Annotated in this window: 10 protein-coding genes and 2 pseudogenes; 4 read left to right on the top strand and 8 right to left on the bottom strand. The window is 70.1% G+C overall.

Going from position 1 to position 13072, the window contains the following annotated elements; translation table 11 throughout:
- Positions 1-35 precede the first annotated feature (35 nt).
- A complete protein-coding gene (locus tag ACFT32_RS00930; protein WP_382484267.1) occupies positions 36-1799 on the bottom strand; it encodes an FAD-dependent oxidoreductase in 1764 nt (587 codons plus the stop codon).
- A 699-nt stretch (positions 1800-2498) separates the two neighbouring features.
- On the opposite strand from ACFT32_RS00930, the gene ACFT32_RS00925 reads away from it, so the two are divergent.
- Entirely contained in the window at positions 2499-3713 is a 1215-nt protein-coding gene (locus tag ACFT32_RS00925; RefSeq protein WP_382484265.1) for an esterase/lipase family protein, read from the top strand.
- A gap of 173 nt (positions 3714-3886) precedes the next feature.
- On the opposite strand, the pseudogene ACFT32_RS00920 reads toward ACFT32_RS00925, so the two are convergent.
- Positions 3887-4370 (bottom strand): annotated as a pseudogene (locus ACFT32_RS00920) (flavodoxin family protein); the annotation flags it as partial.
- Between the two features lie 152 nt (positions 4371-4522).
- Between ACFT32_RS00920 and ACFT32_RS00915 the strand changes: the two are divergent.
- Positions 4523-4912 carry an SDR family oxidoreductase gene (locus tag ACFT32_RS00915; RefSeq protein ID WP_382484264.1) on the top strand — a complete coding sequence of 130 codons (390 nt, stop codon included), beginning with the start codon at positions 4523-4525 and terminating at the stop codon, positions 4910-4912.
- A gap of 88 nt (positions 4913-5000) precedes the next feature.
- Here the strand turns inward: ACFT32_RS00915 and ACFT32_RS00910 are convergent, their stop codons facing one another.
- A complete protein-coding gene (locus tag ACFT32_RS00910) occupies positions 5001-5333 on the bottom strand; it encodes a MarR family transcriptional regulator (protein ID WP_382484262.1) in 333 nt (110 codons plus the stop codon).
- 106 nt (positions 5334-5439) lie between these two features.
- Here ACFT32_RS00910 and ACFT32_RS00905 point away from each other — a divergent pair, with 106 nt between their 5' ends.
- Positions 5440-5844 carry an STAS domain-containing protein gene (locus tag ACFT32_RS00905; protein WP_382484260.1) on the top strand — a complete coding sequence of 135 codons (405 nt, stop codon included), beginning with the start codon at positions 5440-5442 and terminating at the stop codon, positions 5842-5844.
- Between the two features lie 77 nt (positions 5845-5921).
- Here ACFT32_RS00905 and ACFT32_RS00900 read toward each other — a convergent pair.
- Positions 5922-6163 (bottom strand): annotated as a pseudogene (locus ACFT32_RS00900) (short-chain dehydrogenase); the annotation flags it as partial.
- A gap of 623 nt (positions 6164-6786) precedes the next feature.
- On the opposite strand from ACFT32_RS00900, the gene ACFT32_RS00895 reads away from it, so the two are divergent.
- Positions 6787-7938 carry an acyl-CoA dehydrogenase family protein gene (locus ACFT32_RS00895; protein WP_382484257.1) on the top strand — a complete coding sequence of 384 codons (1152 nt, stop codon included), beginning with the start codon at positions 6787-6789 and terminating at the stop codon, positions 7936-7938.
- Here the strand turns inward: ACFT32_RS00895 and ACFT32_RS00890 are convergent.
- From ACFT32_RS00890 to ACFT32_RS00875, 4 genes are read right to left on the bottom strand one after another with little or no spacing between them, the layout of a single operon-like run.
- Positions 7932-8453, bottom strand: coding sequence for a PaaI family thioesterase (locus ACFT32_RS00890; protein ID WP_382484254.1), 522 nt, complete (start codon positions 8451-8453; stop codon positions 7932-7934). The genes ACFT32_RS00895 and ACFT32_RS00890 overlap by 7 nt on opposite strands.
- Before the next feature lie 45 nt (positions 8454-8498).
- Positions 8499-9473, bottom strand: a complete 975-nt coding sequence (locus ACFT32_RS00885) for an LLM class flavin-dependent oxidoreductase (RefSeq protein WP_382484252.1) — start codon at positions 9471-9473, stop codon at positions 8499-8501.
- On the bottom strand, positions 9470-11890 hold the full coding sequence (locus tag ACFT32_RS00880) for a GNAT family N-acetyltransferase (protein WP_382484250.1): 2421 nt from the start codon (positions 11888-11890) through the stop codon (positions 9470-9472). Before ACFT32_RS00880 ends, ACFT32_RS00885 begins: the two co-directional genes overlap by 4 nt.
- Positions 11891-11913: 23 nt before the next feature.
- The gene (locus tag ACFT32_RS00875; protein WP_382484247.1) at positions 11914-12993 is read right to left on the bottom strand and encodes an amidohydrolase family protein; all 1080 of its coding nucleotides are present in this window, start codon (positions 12991-12993) and stop codon (positions 11914-11916) included.
- Positions 12994-13072 lie beyond the last annotated feature (79 nt).

Raw genomic sequence — 13072 nt, 5'->3', positions numbered from 1 at the left:
TCTCCGACACGTCCTCGGTGGGACGCGGAGGGAATTCAGCCGACGTCGAAGAGATTCGGCAGCCGGAGGCGGTAGCGAGTGCGGTCGTGCCGCTTGAGTCCCTCCAGCTCCGGGGCCCGGTACAAGGGGGTCACGGTGCACCGCTCTGCGGTCGACCCGATCTGTTCCAGCAGGGCGTTGACGGCCTGCCGGGCCGAGGAGTTGGCGCCCTCCATGGTGGCGAGATCGATGGGCACGGCCACGAAGTCGCCGGCCAGGAAGAGGTTGGGGATCTTCGTGGCCGACCGCGGGCGGTGATGGAAGGTCCCCACCGGATGGATGAGCAGCTGCTCCTCGTTGACCGGGTTCGGGGTGCCCAGTCCGTCCACGGCCGGATCGAGGAACCAGGAGTGCAGCACGGAGTCCTTCAGTACCGTACGGCCGCTGTCGTTGAGCGCGGCCTTCAACTGCGCCCAGACCTCGCGGGCGACTTCGGCACGGGTGCACTGCTTGGCCGTCTTGCCGTACAGGATGCCCGGGCGGTCCCACTCGGAGACGTCCACGGACAGGCAGTCCGCGACCGTGCCGTCGCCGAAGTCGGCGGGGAAGTCGTGGCCCGGCCAGTGCTGGGCCTGGGCGATCGCGGTCAGCGACCACGGGGAGTCGATGAGGTTGAGGTGGCCGTGCAGGATCGGCGTACGTTCGGTCAGATAGAACTGAATGCCCGTCATCCAGTCCGTCTCCAGCCGGTCGCACTCGGCCAGTTGGGGGTCGGCAGAGCGTACGGCGGAGTTCCAGGTACGGCGGGCGTGCTCGACCGGCATCGCCGAAATGTAGTGGTCGGCGGTGACGGTCCGGCGCGCGCCTTCCGGGTCCTCCACGACAGCTCCGGTGATCACACCCGAGCCCAGGGTCAGGTCCCGTACGGTCCAGCCGACGCGGAACTCGACGCCGAGTGACCTCAGATACGTCACCCACGGGTCGATCCAGGCCTCGTTGGTGGGCGCGTTGAGGATCCGGTCCAGCGGTCCGTCCGCGCCCCGCCCGAGGAGGTTGAAGACGAAGGCCTCCATCAGGGTGCCGACCGTACGGGTGCTGGCCTCCTCCGCCTTGGTGGCCACGATGTTGCGGGTGATGCCGACGGCGAGGATCCGCTGGTAGTCGTCGGACATCTGTCCGGCCCGTACGAACTCCCACCACGGCGTCCGCTCCCATACGTCGTCGCGGCGCTCGTCGCAGCTGGTGAGGAAGACCAGGAAGCGGTTGGCGAAGTAGAGGGCCTCGTGGAGGGGGAGATTGAAGGCCGTGTCCAGCACCGCGGTGAGGGAGCGCCGGATCTCGTCGGGGGTGAGTTCGGCCGGGGCGTCGCCATGCCCGGGCAGCGGGAGCCGGATGTCCTCACGGCCGCCCGACCGGGCGAACAGCATCTCCTTGGGGGCGACGAGGTTGTCGTGGACACCGTTGGGGTTGCCGGGGAACGGGATGCGCCGCATCGTGTGGGGCAGGTTGTGATAAATGCCGGGGATGAAGCGGAAGCCGTGCTCTCCCGGCAGGGGTCTGCGGCCGCCCGTGCCGCTGTCCGGTACGTCCATGCTGCGGGCCTTGCCGCCCAGTGCCTTGCGTTCGTAGACCGTGACCCGGAAGCCGCGCTCGGCGAGTTCGTGAGCGGCAGTGAGCCCGGCGACACCCCCGCCCAGCACGGCCACGGTCCGCACTGCCGCACCGCTCTCGGCCGAAGCCCGCTGGGGGGTTGCAAGAGCGACCCCACCGCCGGCGGCCGCGGCCGTGCCCAGGAAGTTTCTTCGCGTGGTGCCGCTCATCGCCACCCCTTACCGTCGGTAACATCGGCGCCCGAGGATATGGGCGGGGTGCCAATCCCGGAAGACGGCCGACGTGACTTTGGCTTGATGCCGCATCACTCGACGGACGGCCTGCTCGATCTGGGCCCGGCCGTACACCATGGATGCCACGGATCGTCAGCGACCGTGCCATGTGTACCCCTGACGAGCTGGATGTTGCTCCCGCAGCAGGTCGCGAACCAGATCTGCGGTGATCTCGATCTCGGTGGCGGTCAGGCGAAGTCACAGTACTGAGGCGGCAGGCGGAACGGCTCTCGCCGTCCGGAACATCTCGCTCTGATGCCTCTGGCAGCTGATCGCGGCCGCTCCAGACGTTCCGGGCATGACAGACCTCCGCGACGCGCCCGAACACCACCAGACGATGAGCGCACCGGCCGCCACGCACGCGACACCAGTCGGCGCTCTTCGACGACGCCGCGCTCTCGCGCACGGGACAGACCGACCCTGCGTTCGCCGCTCTCCAGTAGGCCGAACGGGCGGCGCACCGAGCATATTCGCCACGCACCCCCGATCCCTTCGTACGGATGAAGGACCGGGCATTTCATGTCCGGTCGGCGACCGCACCTCTGACGATGGGTCTGTCTTCGCGCCGCTCACAGTCCTTCAGTCCGCTTCCGGAGCGGGCTGCTGTGCCATGCGCGCGCATGGAAGGAGACGACCTTGTCCGAGCAGGAGCAGGCCGAGCGGACCGTCGGGGAGTTCACGCTCGCCACCCCCGTGAGTGCCGAGCCGTCGGTCCCGCTGCCGTATCCGGTGCCGGAACCCGACGAACAGTGGGAACTGCCCAACGGTTTCGCACATGTCTTCTACGGCGAAGGCAACCGAGGCATCACCCGGCCGGTGATCATGGCCGACGGCTTCAACCTCGGCAAGAGCGACCTGAAATTGCTGTACGCCGGTCTCGACCGCGACTACCCCCTCCTGAGCCAAATGCGCCGCCGGGGCCGCGACGTCATCCTGCTCGGATTCGACGAGCGCTCCGCCTCGGTCCTGGACAACGCCGATGCCGCGATGGCCGCCATCCTGCGAACCTCCGCCGAGCAACTGGGCGACGCGCCGCTGACCGTGGGCGGCTTCAGCATGGGCGGCCTGGTCACCCGCTACGCCCTCGCCAAGATGGAGATGCGGCGGATGGACCACCGCACCCGTCTGTACTTCTCCTACGACAGCCCGCACCGCGGCGCCGTCGTGCCCGTCGGCCTCCAGGCGTTCGCACACTTCATCCCGGTCCAGAACCCCTTCGCCCGGCAGATGAACAGCCCGGCCGCCCGCCAGATGCTCTGGCGGCACTACGACCCGGAGACCGGGGAGATCGGCATCGCCCCCGAGCGCGAACAGTTCCTGGAGGAACTGGCGCGGATCGGCAGCTGGCCGGCCATCCCCCTCAAACTGGCCCTCGCCAACGGCCGTGGCGACGGCACGGGCCTGGCGATCCCGCCCGGCGAGACCGCGCTGAAGGTCGAGCGGATCTACCCGGGCACGACGTTCTACACCCAGGCACAGGGCAAGGACGTCATCGTCGCCGAGCTGAAGCGGAGGTTCCCCCCGGCCGAGAAGACGATCACGACGAACGACTTCCCCGAACTGGACGGCGCCCCCGGCGGCACCCTCCGCTCGTACGGCATCCTCGCCGACACACTGAAGAAGGCCGGCGCAGAGGTCGATCTGCGGCACGAGAGCGTCTGCTTCGTCCCCTCGGTCAGCGCGGTCGCCATCCGCGACATCGACCAGCAGAAGGACCTCTACGCGAACATCGGCGACCTGCCTCCGGAGGAGAGCGAGTTCGACGAGTTCATCTGCTCCTCCGCCACGACGGCGCACACCGCCATCACCCAGGAACTCGGCGAGTGGCTGCTGGACCGGCTGCCTGACTGATCCTTCGCAGCGCACGGGTCGGGCTGTCCGCTCGACGGGCAGCGCCGACCCCCTGGGGAAGACGCTCTGCGCGCCGGCTCTCCCGGGCCGGCTCGCGTGCGGCGGCACGCTTCCTCGTGGTGCCCGGTGGAGAGACGTCGAGCACCGCGACGTCGATCGGTTGCCCGGCCAGTTCAAGAGGGCGGCGCGGGCAGGGGCCGGTCGGAGAGGGCGTGGGCGGTGTGGACGAGGTTGGAGGCCATCGCGCGGGCGGTGGAGGCCGACCAGTCATGGCCGCGGTCGTCGTCGAGGTAGTCGGGCCCGGGGCCGAAGCGCCAGTAGGTCCATGCCTGGCCGGGGATCGTATAGCCGATGTCGCCCGGTGCGCCGCTGATCTCGCTGATGACGTGATGGGCGCCGTCCTCGTTGCCGGTGACCAGGACCCCGGCAACGCGCTTGTAGGCCACGGGCCGATTCCCCTCGCCGGTCTCGCTCAGCATGGCATCCATGCGTTCCAGGACGCTGGGCGACCGAGGAAGGGCGGCCGAGCCAGGTGGGTGGGGCGATGAGCAGGATCTGCGATGCCATCAGCTTGTCGTGTGCAAGCGGCCCGTCGTCTCCCTCACCCATGTCGGTCTCCACGCCTGGATTGAGGTTCAGGTCGACGGCCCGGTCGGCGGACACGCTGAGCCTGCTCCCGGCAACGGGGAACATTTCTGCCGCTGATACGGGCACGCGGTGCGGGAAAGAACGGCGTGGCCCATGAAGCACGGCTCCGTCGTGGACGACTCGGACAAACAGCAGCAGCCCACTCCGGAATCGGCCGAGTCATGGCGCTGCTGTACGCGCGCGAGGGCGCTGACGTGGCCATCGTCCATCTGCCCGAGGAACAGGTCGACGCGGAACAGGTCCGAAGCGAGGTGGAGAGCACGGCGGCGCTGTCTGCTGCTGCCCGGCGACGCCGTCATCGCCACCGCGACCGAGGAGGCCCTCAGGGCAGTACGTCGATGATCGACTACGCGGCGCCCAAGGCCGCGCTGATCACCCTGACCAAGTCCGCCGCCGTACACCCGGCCAGGCGAGGCGTCCGCGCCAACGTGGTCGTGCCGGGCCCGACCTGGACGCCGCTCAACAAGGCGGACCCGCACATGCCGCCGGACGGGCTCGCCCACATCGGCAGCGAGGCTCCCCTGGAACGCGCCGCGCGGCCGGAGCCGTGACGGGCGGCATCGTCGACACGCGGTGATCCCGGCTCAGGGAGACGGCCCCGGGCAGCGGCGCCGCTGCCGGTGTGCACACAACCACGTGCTACTGCTGAGCGACCGGCTTGCCGATGCGTTCGGTCTCGTCCTGCACGAGCAGGGAAAGCAGGGAAGCCACGGGAAGGCCGGCCTCGGCGGGGTGGCGCAGTACCTTGTCGGGTTCGATGCGGTAGGTGTTCGTGCGCCCGTCGCGGGTGTGGGAGAGGTAGCCGCCCTGCTCGAGGTCGGCGATGATCCGCGCGACGGCGCGCTCGGTGAGCCGGCAGTGAGCAGCGATGTCACGGACTCGGACGCTCGGATTGTCGGCGATGGCTGCCAGCACGCGTGCGTGGCTGGTGATGAACGTCCATCCGGTGTGTGATTCGGGCACTCCAACCATGCTCGGCATCTTAGGGGGAGCATTGCGGGAACGCAGATACATGACATACTTTTCAGGTGACGAGTGACATGCTCCCGCAAGGGAGTGCCACGGAAGGAGCCCTACGGTGCCCTCGGACGAGGCCGTCATGCCCCCGCTCATGAGCAACACCGGCGGGAATCCGTTGCCGGAACAGGTCCCCGAGCGTGCCTCGCAAGAGCCCGCGGTGCGGCAGTACGAATGGCACGGGGCCTGGGTCGTCACCGTCCTCGGTGCCTACGACATGCACTCGATCACGCCCTTGGCAGACGCGTTGAAGACCGCGGCCAGGAAGTATCCGAAGGTGATCCTGGACGCTTCCGGCGTCACCTTCGCGGACTCGACGCTTCTCAACCTTCTGATCCTCACCCACCGGGCGGGCACCCTGCGCGTGGTCGCGCCGTCACCGCAGCTTCAGCGGCTCTGTGAGATCACCGGAGTCGACAGCATCCTGGAGGTTCGGGAAACGGTCGACGACGCTGCCGCCTCCTGAGCCGCCGTGCACCGACGGCCAGAGGCACGCCTGCCACTTCCTGCGATCTGCGGCGTCTGCTGCTCCGCACGCGACGACTACCGACGCTCACGGCGGTCCGCCGCAGCGGAGCGGTCGGCGCGGCCGCCGGCCCCCAGTAGGCCGGTGGCGTGCAATGTGTCGTCGGCTTCCAAGGGGATGTAGACGGCGGTGCGGGGATGCAGACGGCGGTGCGCCGCTGCTCGACGGCACGGGCCAGGCGGGCGGCGACAGCCTCGGTGGGGTGAACGCGCCTGAGGGGAGGGGGCATGTGGGCGCGCAGTTCCCGCAGGGCCGGGTGATACCTGTACCGAGCGCCTCACCCAAACGATCCGCGCATTGTCGGACCGAGCGGCTGGCCAAGCCACGGGGCCTCGCCTGTGTAGCGGCCTCCCGAACTGGGGCCACACAGCAACAGCGGCCGACAGCACCAGCGGCCCGTTCCAGCCCCGCTCGCTGGCTCGCTGGGGAGGCGGTGAGCCGGACGATCGAGGATCGCAAGGAGATGCCGAAGCCGCCAACGAGGTGGCCGAGGGCGTGAACGAGGGGAGGCCGGAGATCGTCGAGAACTTGTCCCACGGACACGGCTTCTTCGACTCGCTGCTCATCGGGGCCGCGGCCGGCAGCGAGCGGCGGCGCAACAGCCGCTGAGGGACGCGTGTGCCCGGCGCAGGGAACTCCCCGCATCCGCAGTGAGAAGGGCCTGTGCTGAGGCGGACGTCCGCTGTGCCGTGCGGACTGGCGAGGCGAGCAGGATCGCCCGCTTCCGCTTCCGCGGAAGGTCGCGGCAGGCGGTCGAGGCTCGTCGTGCGCCCGACCGGGTCGGCCCGTTGCGCCGCCGGCTGACCCCTGCCACCCCTCCAGTTATCAGCTAACATAGAATAATTAGCTAGATGAATAGCCGACTCGTGGCGAGGAGTGGCCGTGGACTTCGGGCTTACCGACGAGCAGGATCTGTTGCGCGCGACGGCACGGCAGTTCGTCGCCGATGTGTGCCCGGCCGAAAAGGCCAAGGAGTGGGACGAGGAGGGTGTCGTGCCGCCGGAGCTGTTCCGTGGCATGGCTGATCTGGGGTGGTTCTCTCTTCCGTTCAGCGAGGAGGAGGGCGGTGACGGCGGCGGGCCGATCGAACTCGTCCTGATCGCTGAGGAGTTGGGGCGGGCCAGTTTCGATGTGGCCATGTGCTACATCGGGGTGCTCATCCCCGGGATCACGGTGTTCCGATGGGGTGACGAGGCGCAGCGCGCGTTCATCCGTGAGCAGGTGATGACGGGACGCCACCGGCTCGCCGTCGGCCTCAGTGAGCCCGACAGCGGATCGGACGCCGCGGCGCTGCGCACCACCGCCGAGGATCACGGCGCCCACTTCCTCGTACGCGGCCAGAAGGCCTGGTGCACGGGCGGCGGGCTGCCCGACACGACCATCGCGACCTATGTGCGCACGGGGCCGCGCGAGCCCAAGCACGGCGGCATCAGCCTGCTGCTCGTCGATCCGTCGACGGAGGGGGTCGAGGTGCGCCGGACGCCGACGCTCGCCCGGCACATCCTGGGCACCAACGAGGTCTTCTTCAACGGTGCCCTGGTGGCGAAGGAGAACCTCGTCGGCCCGCGCGACGAGGGCTGGAAGGTGATGCTCTCCAACATCGAGCTGGAGAAGGTGATCATCAGCGGCGGCTATCTGGGCGCGGCACAGGCCACGCTCGACGAGATGCTGGAGTACGCCCGTACCCGGCACGCCTTCGGCCGCCCGATCGGCAACTTCCAGGCGCTTGCCCACGCCATGGCCGACCTGCAGACCGAGATCGACTCGGCTCGGTTGCTCGCCTACCGCGCCGCGTGGCTGCTGGCGCAGGGGAAGCCCTGCACGCGGGAGGGCTCGATGGCGAAGCTGAAGGGGTCGGAGACGTACGTGGCGGCGGCCCGGCTCGGGATGCAGGTCTGCGCGGGGCACGGTTTCTCGACGGAGAGTGTCATGAGCTTCAGGTACCGGGAGTCGATCGTCGCCACGATCTCCGGAGGGACCAGCCAGATCCAGCGCAACGGGATCGCCCGCAGCATGGGCCTCCGATCCTACTGAGACCCGCCGTCCGCGTCCTGTCCCGCCAGCCACTCCTTGTGCCGGGCGAAGTGGCCCTGGTCCCGGGTCACCCAGATCCCGGAGGCCCGGGCCAGGACGGCACGCGTCGGCAGGAGCACCATCTCGCCCGCGATGTACCAGCGCCTGCCCTCGCGCTTCTCCACCCAGGCCCGGACCTGAAGCGGCCGCTGCACCGGCACCGGCTTCACGAAGCTCACGGTCAGTTCCGCGGTCACGCTCAACACTCGGTGCAGCAGCGGGAGATGGCCGAGACAGTCGTCCAGTACGGCAGCGGTCCAGCCGCCGTGCGCGACATCGGGCCCGCCCTCCTGATCACGAGGACAGGTCAGCTCGAACCGCGCCGCGCCGTCCTCGTCGAGCCGCTCGCGCTTCACCCCCAGCCGGCAGGAGCCGGCGGCACGGCACGCCCCGCACAGGGCCACCCCGCCCGGGGTCCGGGGCGGCTCCTGGAAGTCCGCCCCGGCCCAAGGCCCCGTCGGTGTCGTCGCGGACATGGTGTGACTCCTCTGGTCGGGCATCGGGCATCGGGCATCGAAGGGTCAGACATCGGCAAGCAGCGGGCGCAGCTTCCCGGCGATGAGCTGGACCTGGCGGGCCACCATGTCCTCGGGCATCCCGGCCAGCGAGGCCCACAGGAACACCCCTTCCACCGGCAACCCCGCCACATACGCCCGGATGGCGTCGGCCGTCTCCTGCGGGGTGCCGTACAGGAACTGACCGACGCCGGTCGCGCTCAGCCCCGTCTCCCGCCACTTCTCGGGGTCGATGGGGCGGGGGACCGGCTGGCCGGTCCCCTCGACCATGTAACGGCGGTAGCTGTCCCACTGGTACGAGAGATGTGTGCGGACCACCGGCCAGTCGCCCTCCGGGTCCTCGGTGACGAACGTGGTGAACGAGCCCTGCATCCGGGCCGCCGACACGTCGTGCCCGCTCTCGGCGAGGCCTTCCCGGTACGGCGTCAGGAGCGCCGGGTTGAGCGACAACAGCCCGGTACCGAGTCGGCCCGCCCGTCTGGCGCCCTGCGGGCCCTGGTAGCCGAGCCAGATCGGCAGCGGGTCCTGGACCGGTCCGGGGGTGACCAGGGACTCGGCCCACAGGGATCGGATGTCCCGTACCCGCTGGTCAGTGGTGGAGTAACGCTTGGTGAGGTCGGCTCCGTACAGCCGGTACTCGGGCACCCGGTAGCCGGTGCCGAGCCCGAGGTCCAGGCGGCCGTCGCTGATGATGTCGACGATCGCGGCCTGTTCGGCGATCTCCGGGGCCGCGTGCAGCGGCGCCGGAACCACGGCCGTGCCCAAGCGCGCCCGGCGGGTGCGGGCGGCGGCCGCCGCCGCCATGGTGAGCGGCTGGGGGAGGTATCCGTCCTCGAAACCATGGTGTTCGGAGAACCAGACGGAGTCGATGCCCAGCCGGTCCGCCTCCTCGCACATCTCCAGGGCGAAGCCGTACACACGCGACCAACTCCGCTGCCACGGCGGGGGGTTGCGCAGATCGAAGTAGATGCCCACCTTCATGCCGGACCGCCTCCTGTTGTGTTGTCCGCCAGCCGGATCGTCGCGTGTGCGACGGCGACTCCGTCCCCGGGCGGCAGCAGTCGTACGGGGCGCAGTTCCAGCGCCTCGATCTCGGGGTGGTCCTCGACCATCGCCGAGATCCGCAGGACGGTCTCCTCCAGGGCCGCCAGATCCGCCCCCGGCCCGCCCGCCCGGCCGTCCAGCAGCGGCGCCGCCCGCAGCGAGCGGACCATCTCGCGGGCATCGCGGTCGCTGAGCGGGGTGACGCGGTGGGCGACGTCCGCCATGAGGTCGGCGTAGTCCCCGGTGAGGCCGAAGGAGATCACCGGACCGAAGACCGGGTCGGCGTCGACGGAGAGGAACGCGTCCGGGCCGGGGCCCGGTTCGATGGCCCGCACGGTGATTCCGTACGAATCCAGCAGTTCGGCGGCGACTGTCCCGGGGACCGGACCGGGGGCGTGGCCGGCGATCAGCGAGCGGGCACGCTCGGTGTCGACGCCGGCGAGATCCGGGACGACGCCCGCGGGGGTGCTGCGCCAGGCCTGGTAGGCCGCCGCGTGCCCGAGTGAGGCGGCCGCCGCCTCGGGGAACGTGTACGTCGGTACCACCAGGTCACCCCGGTGCAGAAGATCGGCGACGCCGGCACCGCCCAGGAAGCTGGCCACCACCGGCTTCTCGCGCCGGATCGCCGCGGCGTCGAGGATCGCCGACGCCACCTCGTCGGGCTTGTCCGCGAGCGGGGGCATGAACAGGACGACGGCCGCGTCGATGCCGTCGTCGGCCAGGACAGCGTCCAGTGCCTGCCGGTACTGGGCGGCCGTGGCCGTGGGGGTCAGATCGATCGGGTTGGCGACGTCGGCATGGGGGGCGAGTGCCGAACGGAGCCGCTGCCGCGTGTGCTCACCGAGCGCGGGTACGCGCAGCCCGCTCGCCGCGCACGCGCCGACCGTCAGCGCCGCCGGCCCGCCCGCGTTGGTGATCACGGCGACCCGGTCGCCGGGCGGGGGCGGCTGGTGGGCGAGCAGCAGGGCGACGTCGAACAGCTCCTGCAGGCTGCGGGTGCGGATCACGCCGGACTGGGCGAACAGCGAACTCACCGCCGAGTCCGCGTGGCCCGGATGCACGGCGACGATCGGCTTGCGCGGCGCGATCCGGCGGGCGATGCGGGCGAACCGGCGGGGATTGCCGAAGGTCTCGACGTGCAGCAGGATCACCGAGGTCGCGGGGTCCTCTTCCCACCACTGCAACAGGTCGTTGGTGGACACGTCCACCGCGTGACCCACCGACACGAACCCGGAGAAACCGAGCCGTAGCCGCTTGGCGAAGTCGAGCACCGCGAGCCCCAGAGGCCCGGACTGGCTCGACATCGCCACCCGGCCCGGCGTCGGCAGGGCGGGCGAGAAGGTCGCGGCCAGCCGCGCCGCGGCTGTCGTGTTGACGACGCCCATGCAGTTCGGGCCCACCAGGCGCATTCCGGAGGCGCGGGCGAATCGGGCCAGTTCGAGTTCCGTCGCCCGTCCGTCGGCTCCCGTCTCCCCGAAGCCCGTCGAGACGACGACCACCGCCTTGACCCCGGCCTCCGCGCACTCCCGTACGACCTCGGGCACCGCTTCGGCCCGTACGGCGATCAATGCCAGGTCCGGCGCCTCGGGAAGATCGCGCACCCCGGCGTACGCCCGTACCCCGGCGATCTCCTCGGCCCGTGGGTTGACCGGGAACACGCTGCCCTCGAAACCGCCCCGCAGCAGGTTGGCCACGATCTCGTGGCCGATCGTCAGCGGGTCGCGGTTGGCGCCGATCACGGCGACCGACCGCGGTTCGAGGAGAGGCCGCAGGGAACGTCGTACGGCCGTGTGCTCGCGGCGCTCGGCCCGCGCCACGGCCAGCGCCTGCGGGTCGATGGCGATCTCGAAGTGGATGATCTGGCCGGGCGGGCCGGTCTCGATCCGGTAGCCGGAGCCGAGGAACACGTTGATCATCCGGGTGTTGTCGGCGAGGACATCGGCCTCCAGCACCCGGATGCCGCGGGCGCGCGCGGCCGCGGCGATGTGCTCCAGGAGCAGCCTGCCGAATCCCTCGCTCTGGTGGTCGTCCCGGATGGTGAAGGTGACCTCGGCGTGTTCCGGTTCCTCGGGGTCGCGGACGTAGCGGACCAGACCCGCGATCTCGTCGCCGGACAGGGCGACGAGGGCCAGCTCGTTGAGGTAGTCCACGTGCGCGCCGCGCCGGATGACGTCGTCGCGGGCGCGGACCACCGGGCCGAGGGAGCGGTAGGCCAGGGTGGCGCGGGACAGGCTGCCGACGAAGTCGACCAGGCGGTCGGCGTCCTCGGGCCGGACGGGCCTGAGGAACGTCGACCGCCCGGTCCTGACGAGGCCGGGCCGTTCCAGGTCCTCGGGGTACGGGGGAGTGGTCACCGTCGGTTGTGCCCTGCTGCCGCTCAGACGGCCGCCTCCTGGGGAGTCTGCTCGGGCAGGCGGAAGAGTTCGTTGAAGGTGCCGCGGGTGACGCGCTCGCGGATGTCGTCCGGCACGGCGTCGAACAGGTCGTGCAGGGTGGACTGGGTGTGCCCGTACGTGCCTTCCAGATGGGGGTAGTCGTCACCCCACATCACATTGCGGTAGCCCGTCGACTCCACGATCTCCACGGAGCTCTTGTCGTGCTGGAAGGAGGCGTACACCTGCTGTCTGATGATCTCGCTGGGCAGCCGGCTCAGCTTGGGCCGGACGAACATCCCGTGCTGCCGGTACGCCTCGTCCATCCGGTCGCCGATGGCGGGCACCCAGCCGGCGCCGCCCTCCGCGATGAGGATCTTCAGGTCGGGATGACGGTCGAGGGCGCCGCCCGCGACCATGTGGGACACCACCCGCATGCCCGGGTAGGTCGTCTCCATGTAGTTGACTACCGCGCCGCCGGGTCCGCGGAAGACGACGTTCTGTCCGCCCGTGCCGATGTGGAAGCCGAGCACCATGCCCGCTCGCTCGGCCGCGGTCCACAGCGGCTCCCAGCGGTCGAGGGCGTACTCCTCGCCCTCCCGTGTCGAGCACGGCAGGAAGACCGCCTGGAAACCCAGCTCGGCCGCCCGCTCCAGCTCGGCGACCGCGTCGTCGATGTCGGCCGTGGAGACGCAGGCGGTGGTGATGACACGCTTGTTCCTGCTGAGGATCTCCTCGTGCGCCCAGTCGTTCCAGGCCCGCACGGTTTCCCGGGCGAGCTCCCGGTCGGTGATCGACACCAGCCAGAACCCCATGGAGGGAAAGGCCAGTTGGCCCCACACGCCCTCCTGGTCGAGGTCCTTGAGCCGGACCTTCAGATCCCAGGCGCCGGGCGGACGCATCGCGTCCATGAAGTCGCCGAGCTGGCGGTCGATGCGTTCGCCGTCGATATAGAGCATCTCGTACTTCTCGCCGCGCTCGCTGCGGGGTGCCCGGGCGCCGAGCCGCGCCGACAGCCGCTCCGTCCACACGTCGGCGGGCTCCATCACGTGCGAGTCCCCCGAGTTGACCCAGATCTTCGACATGACGCTCCTTCGGGTCAATGGATGTAATCAGTTAGCGATTTTAGTTGTATGGGTGATCGAAGGGAAGGGCCGGGGGTGA

Source organism: Streptomyces sp. NPDC057002 (assembly GCF_042673825.1).
GTDB lineage: Bacteria > Actinomycetota > Actinomycetes > Streptomycetales > Streptomycetaceae > Streptomyces.
The sequence above is the reverse complement of the archived record's forward strand: the minus strand, read 5'-3'. Positions and strand labels throughout refer to the sequence as shown.